10 protein-coding genes and 2 pseudogenes are annotated in these 17,105 nt (G+C 72.7%); 8 read left to right on the top strand and 4 right to left on the bottom strand.

Annotated elements, in window-relative coordinates; translation table 11 throughout:
• Window positions 1-27 precede the first annotated feature (27 nt).
• From KIS93_RS68135 to KIS93_RS59020, 4 genes and pseudogenes are all read left to right on the top strand, one after another.
• Window positions 28-369, top strand: a pseudogene (locus KIS93_RS68135) (ATP-binding cassette domain-containing protein); the annotation flags it as partial.
• A complete protein-coding gene (locus tag KIS93_RS68130; RefSeq protein ID WP_335673948.1) occupies window positions 367-972 on the top strand; it encodes an ABC transporter ATP-binding protein in 606 nt (201 codons plus the stop codon). The pseudogene KIS93_RS68135 and the gene KIS93_RS68130, both read left to right, overlap by 3 nt.
• Window positions 973-1,022: 50 nt before the next feature.
• Window positions 1,023-2,483 (top strand): NAD-dependent succinate-semialdehyde dehydrogenase, encoded by a 1,461-nt coding sequence (locus tag KIS93_RS59025; RefSeq protein ID WP_080039760.1) that lies wholly within the window; start codon window positions 1,023-1,025, stop codon window positions 2,481-2,483.
• Window positions 2,484-2,552: 69 nt separating this feature from the next.
• Window positions 2,553-3,761, top strand: a complete 1,209-nt coding sequence (locus KIS93_RS59020; RefSeq protein WP_080039759.1) for an iron-containing alcohol dehydrogenase — start codon at window positions 2,553-2,555, stop codon at window positions 3,759-3,761.
• A 9-nt stretch (window positions 3,762-3,770) separates the two neighbouring features.
• On the opposite strand, the gene KIS93_RS59015 is transcribed toward KIS93_RS59020, so the two are convergent.
• The 3 genes from KIS93_RS59015 to KIS93_RS59005 all read right to left on the bottom strand — a co-directional run bounded on the left by KIS93_RS59015 (window position 3,771) and on the right by KIS93_RS59005 (window position 9,819).
• Window positions 3,771-6,350, bottom strand: a complete 2,580-nt coding sequence (locus KIS93_RS59015) for a family 78 glycoside hydrolase catalytic domain (RefSeq protein ID WP_080039758.1) — start codon at window positions 6,348-6,350, stop codon at window positions 3,771-3,773.
• A 2-nt stretch (window positions 6,351-6,352) separates the two neighbouring features.
• Window positions 6,353-8,497, bottom strand: a complete 2,145-nt coding sequence (locus tag KIS93_RS59010) for a glycoside hydrolase family 3 C-terminal domain-containing protein (RefSeq protein ID WP_080039757.1) — start codon at window positions 8,495-8,497, stop codon at window positions 6,353-6,355.
• A gap of 98 nt (window positions 8,498-8,595) precedes the next feature.
• On the bottom strand, window positions 8,596-9,819 hold the full coding sequence (locus KIS93_RS59005) for an MFS transporter (RefSeq protein ID WP_222108111.1): 1,224 nt from the start codon (window positions 9,817-9,819) through the stop codon (window positions 8,596-8,598).
• A gap of 244 nt (window positions 9,820-10,063) precedes the next feature.
• Here KIS93_RS59005 and KIS93_RS59000 point away from each other — a divergent pair, with 244 nt between their 5' ends.
• From KIS93_RS59000 to KIS93_RS58990, 4 genes are all read left to right on the top strand, one after another.
• On the top strand, window positions 10,064-12,799 hold the full coding sequence (locus KIS93_RS59000; RefSeq protein WP_155127748.1) for a glycoside hydrolase family 78 protein: 2,736 nt from the start codon (window positions 10,064-10,066) through the stop codon (window positions 12,797-12,799).
• 4 nt (window positions 12,800-12,803) lie between these two features.
• Window positions 12,804-13,868 (top strand): glycoside hydrolase family 3 protein, encoded by a 1,065-nt coding sequence (locus tag KIS93_RS64145; RefSeq protein ID WP_246005541.1) that lies wholly within the window; start codon window positions 12,804-12,806, stop codon window positions 13,866-13,868.
• Window positions 13,781-15,301: a glycoside hydrolase family 3 protein gene (locus KIS93_RS64140; protein ID WP_246005552.1), complete on the top strand. Its 1,521-nt coding sequence runs from the start codon at window positions 13,781-13,783 to the stop codon at window positions 15,299-15,301. Before KIS93_RS64145 ends, KIS93_RS64140 begins: the two co-directional genes overlap by 88 nt.
• Window positions 15,302-15,395: 94 nt before the next feature.
• Window positions 15,396-16,166 (top strand): SDR family NAD(P)-dependent oxidoreductase, encoded by a 771-nt coding sequence (locus KIS93_RS58990; protein WP_080039754.1) that lies wholly within the window; start codon window positions 15,396-15,398, stop codon window positions 16,164-16,166.
• A gap of 76 nt (window positions 16,167-16,242) precedes the next feature.
• On the opposite strand, the pseudogene KIS93_RS58985 reads toward KIS93_RS58990, so the two are convergent.
• Window positions 16,243-16,974 (bottom strand): annotated as a pseudogene (locus KIS93_RS58985) (alpha/beta fold hydrolase).
• Window positions 16,975-17,105 lie beyond the last annotated feature (131 nt).

Genomic DNA, 17,105 nt, shown 5'->3' with positions numbered 1-17,105 from the left:
GCTCGGGCCCTCCGGGCGGGCAAGACGACGACCCTGCGAGCGATCGCCGGCCTCGAGAAGCTCGACGCCGGGTCGGTGCACCTGGACGGGAGGGACGCGACCGGTGACAGCCCGGCCGCCCGCGACCTGGCCATGGTCTTCCAGAACTACGCCCTCTACCCGCGGCACACGGCGTACGAGAACATCGCTTCGCCGCTGCGGGCCCGCCGCTGCTCCCCGAGCGAGATCGCCGCCGCCGTCGAGCGGATGTCGAGCCTGCTGCACATCGAGCGTCTGCTGCAGCGTCGTCCCGCGCAGTTGTCGGGCGGTGAGATGCAGCGGGTCGCCCTGGCCCGGGCGCTGGTCCGGCAGCCGCGCGCGTTCCTCATGGACGAGCCGCTGACGAACCTCGACCTCAAGCTCCGCGTCGAGATGCGCACCGAGCTCACCCGCATTCACCGCAGCCTCGGAGCGACCTTCATCTACGTGACCAACGACCAGGTCGAGGCGCTGTCCATGGCCGACCAGGTCGCGGTGCTCAAGGAGGGAAAGGTGCAACAGGTCGGAACGCCGGCCGAGGTGTACGAGCGTCCGGCCAACCAGTGGGTCGCGGGATTCGTCGGGAGCCCGCCGATCGGCCTGCTCGCCTGCCACGCCGAGGGAGATCGCCTGGTCGGGGAAGGCTGGACGCTGCCGCGGCCCCGCTGGACCACGGCTGAGGACGGCCGTCCGCTGCTGCTGGGCCTGCGCGCGGAGGACCTGTCCGTCGAGCAGCGGGGCGACGCGTCGCTGCCGGGCGAGCTCTACGGCCTCGAGCCGCTCGGTGACCGGACGGTGGTCGACGTCCGGGTGGGGACGCAGATCCTCAAGGTCAAGGCACGAACCACCGTCACCGGCACGCCGGGCGAGCGGCTGCTCGTCACGGTCGACCTGGACCGCGCGCACCTGTTCGACGCGGACACCGGGCTGGCGCTGTCCGAGGCCGGGAGGTAACCGCTGAGGTCACGCCGGACATCACCGAGAGCATCACAGGAGGCGACGCAATGAGTGACCCCATGGACGTCCTGGCCCCCGAGCACCGGCGGCTCCGGATCGGCGACGCCTGGCGCGACGCCGCCGGCGCGGCCACCTTCGCCGTCGAGGACCCGGCCACCGGCAGGACCATCGCCGAGGTGGCGGACGCCGACGTCGTCGACGGGCTCGCCGCCCTGGACGCGGCGAGCCAGGCCATGGCGGAGTGGGCGGCGACCCCACCGCGAAAACGGTCGGAGCTGCTGACCGCGACGTACCGGGCACTGACCGAGCGGGCCGAGGAGGTCGCCCGGCTGATAACGCTCGAGATGGGCAAGCCGCTGGCGGAGGCTCGCGGAGAGGTGGCCTACGGCGCCGAGTTCTTCCGCTGGTTCGCCGAGGAGGCGGTGCGCGTCGAGGGACGCTACAACACCGCTCCCAACGGTGGATATCGCATCCTCACCGTGCCGAGGCCGGTCGGACCGTGCGTCTTCGTGACCCCATGGAACTTTCCGCTGGCCATGGGCGCCCGCAAGCTCGCTCCCGCGCTGGCGGCGGGCTGTACGACGATCACCAAGCCGGCCGCCCAGACGCCCCTCACCATGCTGTTCCTGGCCCGGATCATGGAGGAGGCCGGCGTTCCTCCGGGCGTCGTCAACGTCGTGACGACCACGCGTGCCGGCGAGGTGGTCTCGGCCCTGCTGGCCGACCGCCGGACCCGCAAGCTGTCGTTCACCGGGTCGACCGAGGTCGGGCGCGTGCTGCTCCGGCAGGCGGCGGACAACGTGCTGCGCACCTCCATGGAACTGGGCGGCAACGCGGCCTTGATCGTGTGTGCCGACGCGGACCTGGACGTCGCGCTCGACGGCGCCATGGTGGCCAAGATGCGCAACCTCGGGGAGTCCTGCATCGCGGCCAACCGCATCTACGTCGAGGAGCCGGTGCGCGAGGAGTTCACGGCACGCTTCGCCAAGCGGATGGCCGCGCTCTCGGTGGGCCATGGTCTGGACGACGGCGTGGACGTCGGCGCGCTGATCGACGAGGCCGCGGTCACCAAGATCGACGAGCTCGTCGCCGACGCCGTCGATCGCGGAGCCCGGGTCCTGGTGGGCGGCGAGCGCCCGGACGGGCCGGGCCACTTCTACCCGCCCACGGTCCTCGTCGACGTGCCCGACGACGCGCGGATGCTGAAGGCGGAGATCTTCGGCCCGGTGGCCCCGATCATCTCGTTCACCTCCGACGACGAGGTGATCGCGAAGGCCAACGACAGCGAGCACGGCCTGGCCGGATACGTCTTCACCCGTGACCTCCAGCGGGCGCTCCGGTTCGCCGAGCGGCTGGAGACGGGGATGCTCGGCGTCAACCGCGGCCTGATCTCGGACCCGTCGGCTCCGTTCGGCGGGGTGAAGCAGTCCGGGATCGGCAAGGAGGGGTCGCACGAGGGCATCCTCGAGTATCTCGACGTCACCTACGCGGCGATCGACCTCCCGTGACCGGCCCGCTGCTCCGGGCGCCCGCCGGGCATCGGCACATCACCGCCGACGTTCCAGAGAGGCACTGACATGCTTGAGACCGTCCGCGGACCACGCCAGCTGATCGTGGGCGAAGGGGTCGCGCAGAACATCCCGCGAGTGGTGGCCGAGTGCGGCTCGCGAGCCCTCATCGTGACCGACCGGGTCCTGCTGGGGCAGCCGGGCGTGGCCGGGATCGTGGCCGCCGTACGGGAGAAGGTCGAGGTCGTCGGCGTGTTCGCCGACGCGACTCCGGACGTGCCGCTCACCGATGTCGCCCTGGCCGTCTCGGCCGCCGCGGAGGTGGACGCCGACGTCATCCTCGCCGTCGGGGGCGGCACGGTGATCGACCTCGCCAAGATCGTCGGCGTCATCCGGTGCCACGGCGGGACGCCGCGCGACTTCTACGGGGAGTCGAAGGTGCCGGGGCCGACGACGCCTCTCGTCGCGGTCCCGACGACATCAGGCACCGGCTCCGAGCTCACGCCCGTCTCGGTGCTGACCGACCCGGACCGCGCGCTGAAGGTGGGGGTCTCCAGCGTCCACATCGTGCCTGACTTCGCCATCGTCGACCCCGAGCTCACCTACACCTGCCCGGCGACCGTCACCGCCCACTCCGGCATCGACGCGTTCTGCCACGCGGTGGAGAGCTACACCGCGCGGCCCCGCGCCCACGGGCCGCGCGACCCGGTGGAACAGGTCTTCCTCGGCCGCAACCCGGTCACCGACCACTACGCGCTCCTGGCCGCGGAGCGGATCGCCCGCAGCCTGCCGCATGTCGTCAGGGACGGCGGCGACAAGGACGCGCGCGCCGACATGTCCTACGGGTCCATGCTGGCCGGGCTAGCGTTCTCCCACGCGGGCAACGCGGCTCCGCACGCGCTCCAGTACCCCATCGGCGCGGCCACCCACACCCCGCACGGCCTGGGCGTCGGGCTGCTGCTGCCCTACGCGCTGGACGCGGCCAGGGACGCCATCGGCGACCGGCTGGCCGTCCTCGCCCGGGTGTGCGGGCTCGACGTGAGCGACGCCTCGGACGCCGAGGCCGCGGATGCGTTCCTCACCTGGCTGGACGGGCTCCTCGCCGGCATCGGCATCCCTCCTACCTTGGCGGACATCGGCGTGGCACGCGCCGACCTCCCCCGCTTCGCGGAGCTGGCCAGTGGCGTCACCCGCTTGATCCAGAACCATCCGGGCCCGACCGACACCGCCAGCCTGACCGCCATCCTCGAAGCGGCCTGGCTCGGAGACCGTCGTTGAGAACAGAGCTCATGCGGCCGGGCAGGTGTAGTGGTGCCGGCCCGGGCCGACGTCGGCGGTGGTTCCGTCCGGGAGGGTGAGGGTGGCGCGGGTGCCGGGCGGGACGGTGGCGGTGAGGTGGAACGTGCCGCCGTCGATCCGCCAGCGGCCGGCGATCCGCCCGTAGGGGCAGTCGAGCCGGGCTTCGGCGGAGGTGAGGCCGCCGCCGGGCTGAGGGTGGATGTCGAAGTGCCGGTAACCCGGCGCGTCGTCGCGCGGCCGGATGCCGGCGACGTAGCGGTGCAGGAAGGAGACGACCGCACCCTTGCTGTAGTGGTTCTGGGACGATTTCGGGGTGCCGTCGTCGGCGACGGCGTCCCAGTCCTCCCAGATCGTGGTGGCGCCGCGGTCGATCATCGCGAGCCACGACGGGACACTGTCCTGGAACAGCAGCTCGTAGGCGACGTCGAGATGGCCGGTGTCGGCGAGCACCGGCAGGAGGAACGGCGTGGCGAGGAACCCGGTGCCCAGGTGCGTGCCGTCCGCCCGGATCAGCTCGACCAGGCGCAGCGCGGTCCGCTCGCGCAGTCGCGGCGGCACGAGGCCGAACGCGAGCGCGCGCACGTGGGTGGCCTGGGTGTCGACGGTCAGCGTCCCGTCGGCGCGGATGAACTCCGCCCGCCACGCGGCCAGGACGTTGTCCGCGTAGGCCGCGTAGCGGGCCTCGTCGGCGTCCCTGCCCAGCACCGCGGCGGTGCAGGCGAGCAGCTTCGCGGACAGGTGGAGGTACGCGGTGGCCACGATTCCCTGGTCGATGGCCCAGAACGGCTGGTCCTGCCGCGGCTCGGTCCATTCGCCCCAGTGGAAGCCCGTGTCCCACAGGTACTCCTCGTGCGCAGCCGGTCGCGGGCGGGCGGCGGCGCGCTCGGGATGGCGGCCCTCGCGGGCGCGGGTGGCGGCGAAATCGACCCATCGGGTCATGGACGCGTACTGCTCGGCCAGAACGCGCTCGTCGGCGTAGGCGAGGTAGGTCTGCCAGGGCACGATGACGGCGGCGTCACCCCATCCCGCCGACCCGTTCATGTAGGCGTAGGTCTCGTCCGCGCGCCGGTCGTGGCCCGGCTCCGGGGCCCAGTTGGGGACGCGCCCGTCCGGCCACTGGTCGGCCGTGAGATCGCGCAGCCACTTGATCGAGAACCCGGCCACGTCGTACAGGAACGCGGCCGTGGGCAGGAAGACCTGCCAGTCGCCGGTGAAGCCGGCGCGTTCGCGGGTGGGGCAGTCGGTGGGGATGTCGCAGGCGTTGCCGCGGAAGCTCCACACCGCCGCCTCGTGCAGCCGGTTGATCCGTTCGTCGCTGCACGTGAACCAGCCGGTGCGGCGCAGGTCGGTGTGGACGACCACGGCTTCGACGTCCGGTGGCCCGTCGTGGCCCTCGACGCGCACGTAGCGGAAGCCGTGCGTGGTGTGGCGCGGCTCGAACACCTCGCCGCCCGCGGCGGTGACCCGGTCCCGCTGCCCGGTGTCGAGCTTCGTCCCGGTGGCGTGGTCCACGGCCGCCAGGTGGTCCATGGTGAGGTCGCCGTCGGGGCCGAGTGCCTCCCCGTGGGTCAGGGTGACCTGCCCGGGCGGTGCGCTCAGCCGTACCCAGCCGTTGATGGCCTGCCCGAAATCCACCACCTGAACGCGGGGGCGCGGGCTGGCGATCGCCACCGGCGCGAGCGTTTCGATCCGGCGGACGGGCGGGGCGGGGCTGGTGGTCAGCCTGCCCTCGGCCGTCAGGTCCGGCAGCCCCACCTCCTGCCAGGCGCCGACGTCCAGCCCGGGGCGCGACCAGCCCGGGATCGCACGGGAGAAATCGTTCTCCTGGCCGTCCATGAGGTCGGCGGCGACGATCTCCCCGGTGGCCGAGCGCCAGTCCGGGCCGGTACCGATCACCGTGTTGCCGGTGTGGAGTTCGGCGAGGAAGGCGGTGCGCGTGCCGTACCCGTCGGGGACCCGCTCGTAGCCGGTCCGTCCCCGGTACCAGCCGTCCGACAGCACCGCGCCGATGACGTTGGATCCCGCGCGCAACTGCGCGCCGACGTCATAGGTCTGCACGTGCAGGCGGGAGCGGTAGGCGGTGAAGCCCGGCGTGAGCTCCTGGTCGCCGACGCGCACGCCGTTGACGAACACCTCGTAGACGCCGTGCGCCGTGGCGTACAGGCGCGCCCTGGCAGGCACCGCGTCGAGGGTGAACTCGTGCCGCAGCAGGTAGGCGGGGCGTCTGCCGGGCTCGGGCGTGCCGTCCTCGGCCGGTTCGATCCAGCGGGCCGTCCAGGCGCCGATCGTCCGCTCCCAGAACGAGGGCGCGGACCAGTCGCTCTCGCCGAGATCGGTCCAGACCTTGACCTGCCAGGTGACCCGCTGACCGGCGGCCGGTTCCGGCCCGGCGTAGGGAACCAGCACGCTCCGGTCGCTGTCGATCCGGCCGGAGTCCCAGTCCTGGGTGCGGATCCGGTAGGCGAGCTGACGGGCCGATCCTGCGGGCAGCCACCAGGACAGGCACGGCCGGGCGACGTCGGTGCCCAGCACTTCGCTCAGATGGTCCACCCTCAGCCGGTTCGGCATGTTCACTGCGGCCTCCGGCTCAGCTCCATCATCTCCCGCACGGCCTGGTCCGGGAGCCGCACGCCCATGGGGCTGAGGAACTGGTGCATGGGCAGCGACTCGATCATCCTGAGCAGGTCCTGGTGCTCGGCCGCCGCGGCCCGCTGCTCCTCGGTCATGGTGGCCGCGACGTGCCGCATGAGCACCGGGCCCACCTGCGGGTGCGCGAACCATTCCCCGACGCTGGAGTCCAGGGTGAGCTCCCTGGCGATCACCTCACCGGCGAGCTCGATCGTCTCCTCGGCGACGACCGCCGAGGCGTTCTCACCGATCTGGACGGTGTAGTCGCCCGGCGCGACCAGCCAGCGGCCCTCCTTGACGTCCCAGTAGGCGAAGGCGCGGGCGTCCAGGTCGAAGGTCACGGTCGTGGACCGGCCGGGTTCGAGGCCGACCTTGGTGAAGGCGCGCAGCTCGCGAGCCGGGCGGCGGACCGGCCCGGCCTGCGTGGCGACATAGAGCTGGACGACGTGCTTGCCGTACCGCCGGCCGGTGTTGGCGACGGTGACGGAGACGCGCGCGCTGTCGTCGCCGGTGACCCGCACCGTGAGGTCGCTGACCGCGAAAGTCGTGTACGTGAGCCCGTGGCCGAAGGGATAGCGGACCGGCCGCCCGGCCGTCTCGTGGTAGCGGTAACCCACCATGACGCCCTCGCCGTAGCGGACCACGTCCTGCTCACCGGGGAAGTTCAGGTAACTGGCGGTGTCCTGCAGCCGCATCGGGATGGTCTCCGCCAGCCGCCCGGAGGGCGCGGCGACGCCGAACAGCAGATCGGCGATCGCGCCCCCGCCCGCCTGGCCGAGCAGCCACCCCTCCAGGATGGCGTCCACCTCGTCGTGCCAGCCCTCCAGCGACACCACCCCGCCGTTGGACAGGACCACGACGGTACGGCGAGCCGCGGCGGCGGTGGCGCGGATCAGCTCGACCTGTTCGGCGGGCAGATCGAGGCCCGCCCGGTCGTACCCCTCCGATTCGTCGAGGTCGGCCGGCCCGGCGAAGACGATCGCCAGGTCGGCGTCGTCGGGGTCGGCGGTGACGACCCGGTCGCCGGCGAGCCTCCTGATCTCCTCCAGCGGGCTGTCGACGCGGGTGGGGGTGACGTGGGAGCTGCCACCGCCCTGGAACCGCGGCTCGGTGGCGAAGGGCCCGAGGACCGCGATCGTCTGTACGTCCGCCCTGATGGGCAGCGTGTCACCGTCGTTCTTCAGCAGCACGGCGCATTCCGCGGCCAGCTCGCGGGCCAGCGCGTGATGGGCATCGGCGTCGAACGCGGCAGGCTCCGGCCGCCAGGCACGCACCATGGCGCGCACCCGCGCGACGGAGCGGTCGACGACCGCCTCGTCCAGCTCGCCGTCCCGGACCGCTTGGACGATCATGGCGTCGTTCGCGGGGTTGCCGGGCATCTCCAGGTCCAGCCCGGCCTTCAGCGCCGCGACCCGGTCGTTGACGGCGCCCCAGTCGGAGACCACGACGCCGTCGAACCCCCATTCCTCGCGCAGCACCCGGGTGAGCAACCAGGGATGCTGGCTGGCGTAGACACCGTTGACCTTGTTGTAGGCGGCCATGACGGTCGCAGGCCTGGCGTGCTTGACGACGCGTTCGAAGGCCGGCAGGTAGATCTCGCGCAGGGTGCGCTCGTCGATCTCGGCGCTGACCCGCATGCGGCCGGTCTCCTGGTTGTTGGCCGCGAAGTGCTTGACCGACGCGCCGACGCCGCCCGCCTGCAGCGCCTCGACGTGGGCGGCGGCCAGCACGCCGGTGAGCAGCGGGTCCTCGGAGTAGTACTCGAAGTTGCGCCCGCACAGCGGCGAGCGCTTGATGTTCACCCCCGGCCCCAGGTTGATCTGGACGTCCAGCGCGCGCGCCTCGACGGCCACGGCGGCGGCCAGCCGGCCGGCGACGGCCGGATCCCAGCTGGAGCCGACCGCCACCGCGGGAGGAAAGCAGGTGGCGGGCAGGCTCTCGTGGATGCCGACGTGGTCGGCTTCCCCGGTCTGCCGGCGCACGCCGTGCGGGCCGTCGCTCAGCACGGCGGCGGGCACGTCGCCGACCGGCTTGGTGCTCCAGAAATCCCGGCCGGACAGCAGGGACGCCTTGTCTTGCAGGTTCACGAGAGGGCTTCCTTCAGGTCGTTGCGCAGTTCGTCGGAGACGCCGGGGCTGAACGCGAGGGGAGTACGCGGCGGCCTCACGTCACGGACGGCCGCTCCTCAGCGGACGGATTTGATGCGAAGGACGATCAGGCCGCCGGCCAGCGTGCAGGCGGCCGCCACCAGGTAGAGCAACGTGTAGTTCTTCTCCGCGCCGCCCGCCCCGACGGCCAGGAGCAGGGGCGCGAGGAACGGCGCGGCGGATTGCGGTATGGAGGTGGCGAAGCCGAAGACGCCCAGGTAGCGGCCCGCGTGGGTCTCCCGCTCGGGCAGCACGTCGAGGGCGAGGGCCTGGTCCACGGCGGAGAACACGCCCAGGCCCAGCGAGCTGATGATCGATCCGGTGAAGAGCAGCGGCACGTCGGACGACAGCGCCATGGTGACCGTGCCCAGGGCGTAGATCACGCCGGCGGCCAGGACGAACACGCGGCGGCGGCGCAGCTTGTCCGACAGGAAGCCGCCGCCCAGCGCGCCTCCGGCGGTGGCCAGCACGCCGATGCCGGAGATCGCCGCGATGGTGCCCGCGACCTGCTCGACGGTGACGTCCAGCCGGGAGGCGAAGAAGAAGGCGGTGAAAGTGGTGTTGAGCGTGAGCCCGAAGTAGAAGGCGAAGCGGCCCAGCCAGTTGAGGGAGAAGTCGGGAAAGCGCCGTACGCTCCAGGTGTACTTCAGCAGCAGCGACCGGGCGGTCAGCGGCTCGGCGGCGGGCAGGCCGCGGCTGTCGGCCTCGCCGACCAGCCAGACGAACAACACCACGGACACTACGCCGACCGCGCCCGGGACGAGGAACAGCAGCAGGGGATCCCCGCCCAGGGCTCCGGCCAGGGCGACTCCCGCAACCGGTGCGACCAGCGTGGCGAAGCCGCACAGCCCGGCCACCTTGCCGCGCTGTTCCTCGGGCAGCCGGTCGGCCTGGGAGCTGTTCAATCCGCCGAAGGTGGTGCCCCAGCCGAGCTGGGCCAGCACCCAGCCGGCGCCGAGGACGAGGACGCTGGGCGCCGTCGCCATGACGACGAGGGAGACGACGCCCACCAGCATGCCGCCGATGATGAAGGGGCGGCGGCGGCCCAGCCGGGTGCGGGTGCGGTCGCTCCAGGTGCCGGACAGGGGTCCGATCAGGAGCGGCACGAGAGCGCCGATGCCGGTGATGTAGCCGAGATACTCCTCGCGTCCGGGTGCGAGCTGGTTGACCTTGACGGACAGGGAGATGGCCAGCGGCGTGATGAAGGCCATGAAGACCCCGAACTGGCCCAGGACCATCAACCAGATGTATCGAGGGCCCACCCTCGGGAGGGTGGGTGTTGGCGATGCGCTGCCACCGGGGTGCAGGCTCATGTGGACCCCACAGAGGGAAGAGGCGGAGATGTGTCCCGGATGTTAACCACGGGCTACTAACACGTGCAAGTAGGTGTCGGAACATCATTCCGGGCAGGTTCCGTGGCGCCGGTCGTCGGTGGGTTGACGGTCCGGCTCGTTCAGGGTGTACGGTGACGGCACTAACACGTGTAAGCAGGGAGGGTTCGTCCGAGTGATCACCGTCCGATTCGAGCACCTGCGTGAACCGCTGGGCATCGGCACCCCCACACCCCGCCTGTCCTGGTCGGTCGAGACCGGCACGCCGGACTGGCGGCAGAGCGCCTATGAGGTCGAGGCCCGGGGCGAGCGGGTCCGGGTCGAGTCGGCCGAATCGGTCCTGGTGCCCTGGCCGTTCGCGCCGCTGGCATCGCGCGAGCGCGTGGCGGTGCGGGTGCGCGTCGAAGGCCCCGGCGGCTGGTCGGCGTGGAGCGAGCCCGCGCACGTGGAGGCGGGGCTGCTGGCGCGGGAGGACTGGTCGGCCGCGTTCGTCAGCCCGGGGGAGGGCTCGCTGCTGCGCGGCGAGTTCGAGGTCCGCCGGGGCGTGCGCGCCGCCCGGCTCTACACCACCGCCCTGGGCGTGTACGAGGCGGAGCTGAACGGCGAGATCGTCGGCGACCACGTGCTGGCGCCCGGCTGGACCGCCTACCGGCACCGCCTGCGCTACCAGACCTTCGACGTGACGGGCCTGCTGCGCGAGGGGACCAACTGCCTGGGCGCGACCCTGGGCGACGGCTGGTACCGGGGACGGCTGGGCTTCGAGGGCAAGCGGGCCCTGTACGGCGACCGGCTCGCCTGGCTGGCCCAGCTGGAGATCGCCTACGACGACGGCACGGCAGAGCGTTTCGTGACCGACGAGTCGTGGCGGGCCGCGTCCGGGCCCCTGCTCTCCTCCGACCTGTACGACGGCGAGACCCACGACGCCCGCCTGGAACGCGAAGGCTGGTCGTCGCCCGGTTACGACGACTCCGGCTGGTCGCCGGTCGAGATCGTGGAGCACGACCTGGGCACCCTGGTGGCGCCGGAAGGGCCGCCGGTGCGCCGCACCGAGACCCTGGCCCCCGTCGAGAAGCGCGTCACCCCGAGCGGCGCCACCGTCTACGATTTCGGCCAGAACCTGGTCGGCCGCCTCAGGATCACCGCCCGCGGTTCCGCCGGTGACCGGGTGACGCTGCGGCACGCTGAGATCCTTCAGGACGGCGAGTTGTGCGTCGCACCGCTGCGCACCGCCAAGGCCACCGACACCTACCTCCTGCGCGGCGACAAGCAGGGGGAGACGTGGGAGCCGCGCTTCACCTTCCACGGCTTCCGCTACGCCGAGGTGTCGGGGCCGGTGGACGACGTGGTCGCCGTCGTCTGCCACTCCGACCTGGAGCGCACCGGCTGGTTCGACTGCTCCGACCCGCTCGTCAACCGGCTGCACGAGAACGTCGTGCGGAGCATGCGCGGCAACTTCCTCGACGTGCCCACCGACTGCCCGCAACGTGACGAGCGCCTGGGCTGGACGGGCGATCTGCAGGTCTTCGCCCCCACGGCGTCGTTCCTGTTCGACAGCGCCGGCTTCCTGTCCTCCTGGCTCGCCGACCTGGCCGCCGAGCAGCGCGAGGACGGCCTGGTGCCGCACGTCGTGCCGAACGTCACCTCCGCCTCCAACGCCGCCGCGGCCTGGGGCGACGCCGCCGTGATCGTCCCGTGGGTGCTGTATCGCCGCTACGGCGACACCGGCATCCTGCGACGGCAGTTCGCGAGCATGCGCGCCTGGGTCGAGCACGTCGCCGGCCTGGCCGGGCCGGACCGGCTCTGGGACAGCGGCTTCCAGTTCGGCGACTGGCTCGACCCCGCCGCGCCCGCCAACCGGCCCGAGCAGGCCCGCACCTATCCCGAGATCGTCGCCACCGCCTACTTCGCCCGCTCGGCCGACCTGCTCGCCCGGGCGGCCGAGGCCATCGGGCAGGACGCCGCTCCCCATCGGGAGCTCGCCGGCCAGGTGCGCCGCGCCTTCACCGCCGAGTACGTCACCGGCTCAGGGCGGCTGCTGAGCGATTCGCCCACCGCCTACGCCCTGGCCCTGGAGTTCGCCCTGCTCCCCGAGCCGGACCGGCGCGCCCGCGCCGCCGCCCGCCTGGTGGAGCTGGTCCGCGCGAGCGGCTACAAGATCGCCACCGGTTTCGTCGGCACCCCGCTCATCTGCGACGCCCTGGCCGAGGCGGGGGAGACGGAGGCCGCGTACCGGCTGCTGCTGCAGCGCGAGTGCCCGTCCTGGCTGTATCCGGTCACGCAGGGCGCCACCACGATCTGGGAACGCTGGGACAGCCTGCTGCCCGACGGCACCGTCAACCCCAGCGGCATGACCTCCTTCAACCACTACGCCTTCGGCGCCGTCGCCGACTGGCTGCACCGCACGGTCGCGGGGCTGGCCCCGGCCGCGCCGGGCTACCGGGAGATCTCCGTACGGCCCAGGCCCGGCGGCGGGCTCACCCATGCCGCCGCCCGGCTGCGCACCCCCTACGGCCTGGCCGCCGCCTCCTGGCGCATCGACGACGGCACGCTCACCGTCGAAGCCGTCGTCCCGCCGAACACCACCGCGCACGTCACGCTGCCCGGCGGCGACCGGCACACCGTCGGCTCCGGCACCCACCGCTGGACCTCCCCCTACACCGAGACCCGAGCCGCCGCCGCGCCGCTCACCCTGGACAGCACCCTGGCCGAGGTGGCCGACCGGCCCGGCGCGATGCGCGTCGTCACCGACGCCATCGTCCGGCACCTGCCGGAGATCGCCGAGTACGTGGAGACCGGCCTGGACTCCGCCGCCCGGAACATGACCGTCCGCGAGGCCATCGCCCTGATCCCGAACGCCGACCACCTGCCCGCCGAGATCGAGACCGGCTTCGCCGAGCTCCAGAAGGACTGACACCGTGCCGTTGATCGATGAGGCGGACCTGCTGCGCCGCCTCGCCGCCATGACCCTGAAGGAGAAGGTCGCCCTCCTCACCGGGGCGGACGCCTGGACGCTGACCCCGGTGGCGTCGGCCGGGCTGGCCGCGCTGGCCCTGTCGGACGGCCCCGTCGGGCCGCGCGGCACCTCCTTCGGCGCTGACACCCCGCCCTCGCTGCTGTTCCCCAGCCCCACCTCCCTGGCGGCGGCCTGGGACGAGGAGACCGCCTACGAGGCCGGGCGGCTGATGGGCGCCCGGGCCCGCGAGATGGGCGTCCACGTCCTGCTCGCCCCCACGGTCAACCTGCACCGCTCACCCCTCGGCGGCCGCCACTTCGAGTGCTACTCCGAGGACCCGCTGCTCACCTCCCGCATCGCCGTCGGCTTCATCCGGGGCGTGCAGTCGGCGGGGGTGGCGGCGACCGTCAAGCACTTCGTCGGCAACGACTCCGAGACCGACCGGATGACCTACGACGCCCGCATCGACGAGCGCACGCTGCGCGAGGTGTACCTGCCGCCGTTCGAGGCGGCGGTGCGCGAGGCCGGCGTCTGGGCGGTGATGGCCGCCTACAACCGTGTCAACGGCGAGAGCATGACCGAGCACCGCGATCTGCTGACCGGCGTGCTCAAGCAGGAGTGGGGCTTCGACGGCGTGGTGGTCTCCGACTGGACCGCCGCCCGATCCTGCGAGGCCACCGCCCTGGCCGGGCTCGACCTGGTCATGCCAGGCCCGGACGGGCCCTGGGGGGACGCGCTGGTGGCGGCGGTCGAGGACGGGCGCGTCCCGGCCGAGGTCGTGGACGACAAGGTGCTGCGGATCCTGCGGTTGGCCGCGCGCACCGGCGCTCTCGAAGGCGTCCCCGCTCTGGAAGGCGTCCCCGCTCTGGAAGGCGTTCCCGCTCTCGAAGGCGTCCCCGCCACGCCGGCCCCGCCGGTTCCGGCGACGTCCGCGACCGCCTGCGCGAGCTGGCGATCCGCGGCTCGGTCCTGCTGCGCAACGACGGCCTGCTGCCCCTGCCGCCGGGTCTGCGCAAGGTCGCGCTGATCGGGCCGAACGCGGTGCGGTTCACCGCCCAGGGCGGCGGCAGCGCCCACGTCACCCCCGAGCACGTGGTCACGCCGCTCGAAGGGCTGCGCCGGGTGCTCGGCGCGGACACCGAGATCACCGTCCACGCCGGCGTCTTCCCGCACGCCAAGCTGCGGCCCCTGCCGCCCGGTATGGCCACCGACCCCGAGACCGGCGAGCACGGCGTACGGCTGGAGCACCGCACGGCCGACGGCACCGTCCTGACGGCCGAGCACCGCGACCCCGCCCCCTGGTGGTTCCCGATCATCCTCGCCGACGAGGTCGCCGAGCTGGTCGTCCGGACCCGCCTCACCCTGCCCGCCGCCGGCCTGCACCGGCTGTCGGTCCTGGGCACCGGCCGCCACACCCTGCGCGTCCCCGGCAACGCCGACCAGTTCCATGAACGGCTCCAGGAGGGCGACGACATCGCCGCCCTGCTGCTGAACCCGCCCTCCCACACCTTCACCTTCACCGCCGGCGCGGGCCCGATCGACGTCGAACTGCTGATCAGCCCGCAACGCAACCTGCCCTACCCGGTCACCCTGACCGGGCTCGGCTACGAGCCGCCGCGCGGCACCGACGAAAAAGAACTGGAGGCCGCCCTCACGGCGGCCCGCGCCGCCGACGTGGCGATCGTCCTGGTCGGCAGCGACGCCGACACCGAAACCGAGAGCCTCGACCGCACCGGCCTGACCCTGCCCGGACGGCAGGACGACCTGGTCCGCCAGGTCTGCGCGGCCAATCCCCGCACCGTGGTCGTGGTGAACGCCGGCGCGCCGTGGTTGATGCCCTGGGCACACGAACCGGCCGCGCTGCTGTGGTCCTGGTTCCCCGGCCAGGAAGGCGGCGACGCCATCGCCGACGTCCTGACCGGCGCCGAACCCGGCGGCCGGCTGCCCACCACCTTCCCCGCCACCGAGGCCGACGTCCCGATCCTGTCCACGCGGCCCGACGACGACGGTGTGCTCGACTACGCCGAGGGCGACCGCATCGGCTACCGCGCCTACCGGCCCGAGGGCGTGCTGTTCCCGTTCGGCCACGGCCTGTCCTACACCACCTGGGAGTACCTGCGCGCCGAGACCGTGGACGACGCCGCGGACGGCTCGGTGGACGGCTCGGTGGACGGCTCGGTGGACGGCTCGGTGGACGGCTCGGTGGACGGCCCGGTGGACGGCTCCGTGGAGGTGACGCTCCGCAACGCCGGCGACCGGCCGGGCCGCGAGGTCGTCCAGGCGTATCTGGAGCAGGACGGCGCTCTGCGCCTGGCCGGCTTCGCCGCCGCCGAAGCCGCACCGGGCCAGACGATCACGGTACGGATCGGCGTGGCCCCGCGGAAGCCGTCCAGCGGCCCGCACCGGCTGCGCATCGGCCGCTCCGCCGCCGACCTCCCTCTGACCTGCACCGCCATCTGACCTGCACCGCCATCTGACCTGCACCGTCTGACCTGTGCCATCTGACCTGTGCCATCTGACCTGCGTCATCAACTGAAACGGAGTGAACCCTCTCATGCAGCGACTCACCGACCGCCGCATCCTCATCACCGGCGCCGCCTCCGGCATCGGCCAGGCCACCGCGCTCCGGCTGCTGGCCGAAGGCGCCCGCGTGGTGGCCGCGGACATCGCCGAGGACGGTCTGAAGCAGACGCTCGCCCTGGCGACCGAGCAGGGCACCGCCGACCGGCTCACCGTCACCCCCGTCGACATCGCCGACGAAGGCTCGGTCACCGAGGTGGTCTCCTCGGCGGTGAGCGCGCTCGGCGGCCTGGACGCCCTGGTCAACACCGCCGCCATCCTGCGCGGCGCGCACACCCACGACTGCTCCCTGGAGCTGTGGAACCGCATCATCACCGTCAACCTGACCGGAACCTTCCTCATGACCAGGGCCGCCCTGCCGGCCCTGCTGGAGTCCGGCCGGGGCGTCGTGGTGAACTTCAGCTCCACCGCCGCCTTCTACGCCCACCCGTTCATGGCCGCCTACTCGGCCAGCAAGGGCGGCATCGCCTCCTTCACCCACAGCCTCGCCCTGGAGTACTCCAAGCAGGGACTGCGTGCCGTGAACGTCGTGCCCGGCGGCATCAGCAGCGGCATCACCAACAACATCGGCTCCCTCGTACCGGAGGACACCGACTGGAACCTCTTCCTCAAGCTGACCTCCGCCATCAGCGACGGCCTGCCCGGCCCCGAGAACGTCGCCGGCGTCGTCGCCATGCTCGTCTCCGACGACGGCGCGTTCATCACCGGCACCGAGATCCGCGTCGACGGCGGCGCTCACATGTGACCTGCGGCGCTCACCCGACCTCGGCCACGGCGGCCGGCCCTGCCCTCGCCGACGCGCTGGGCCCGCCGCCGGGCGCCTATCGGGACAGCCATGTGCTGAAGGTGCTGATGGTCCGGTGGAAGGCCGTTCGCCGCGGGCGGTTCAGGTGGCCGTGGGAGGTGGCCGGCTCCGTGCTCACCTCCACGGGCCGCCCGTGGGCGAGCAGTTCGTCCGCGAAGGCCTCGCCGGAGGCGCGCAGGCTGTCCCGCTCGGAGTTGACGATCAGCGTCGGCGGGAAGCCTGTGAGGTCACGGCCGCCGGGGAACGCCTCCGGCAGCCGATCCAGGTTCGCGCGCCCGACGTAGTTGCGCGCCATCCAGGACACCGAGGTGGGGGAGAAGGTCCCGAGCCGCCGCAGGCCGCGCAGGCTGCGGCGTGCCTCCGCGCTCAGCGGAGGGAGCGCCGCGTGCAGGAGCGGATAGGCCAGGACGACGCTCGCCGGCGGCGGGGCGGAGCCGTCGTACAGCCGCAGGGCGAGGCTCGCCGCCAGCGCCCCGCCCGCGCTGGCACCGCCGACGTGCAGGCGGCACGGGTCGACGCCGAGGTCGTCGACGTGGTGCCGCGCCTACGCCCACGCACGTTCGCAGTCGTCGAGAGGAAGCGGGAACCGGACGGCGTCGGAAGCGCGCTGGGCACGACGGTCGCCGAAGCCCGGAACCAGACGATAGCCGACGCTCACGCAGGCGATCCCGTTCGCGGCCAGCGCGCGGCAGACCGCGTCGCTTTCGGGCATGTCCAGGGAGCCGCCGATGAAGCCGCCGCCGTGCATCCAGACGAGACCGGGCCTGCCAGGCTCCCCGGCCGCCGGATACACCCGCACGGGGACAGGCGGATGATCGCCGGTAACGGTCACGTCTTGCGGGGACATGGGGGTTCTCAGCCTCCGGCAGGGTATCGATC

The organism is [Actinomadura] parvosata subsp. kistnae (assembly GCF_900323885.1).
Lineage (GTDB): Bacteria > Actinomycetota > Actinomycetes > Streptosporangiales > Streptosporangiaceae > Nonomuraea > Nonomuraea composti.
The sequence above is the reverse complement of the archived record's forward strand: the minus strand, read 5'-3'. Positions and strand labels throughout refer to the sequence as shown.

Bases quoted from the DNA above. Each gene is read 5' to 3' on its own strand.
- KIS93_RS68130 (WP_335673948.1), top strand. From the start codon at position 367: ATGGACGAGCCGCTGACGAACCTCGACCTCAAGCTCCGCGTCGAGATG.
- KIS93_RS59025 (WP_080039760.1), top strand. From the start codon at position 1,023: ATGAGTGACCCCATGGACGTCCTGGCCCCCGAGCACCGGCGGCTCCGG.
- KIS93_RS59020 (WP_080039759.1), top strand. From the start codon at position 2,553: ATGCTTGAGACCGTCCGCGGACCACGCCAGCTGATCGTGGGCGAAGGG.
- KIS93_RS59015 (WP_080039758.1), bottom strand. From the start codon at position 6,350: ATGCCGAACCGGCTGAGGGTGGACCATCTGAGCGAAGTGCTGGGCACC.
- KIS93_RS58990 (WP_080039754.1), top strand. From the start codon at position 15,396: ATGCAGCGACTCACCGACCGCCGCATCCTCATCACCGGCGCCGCCTCC.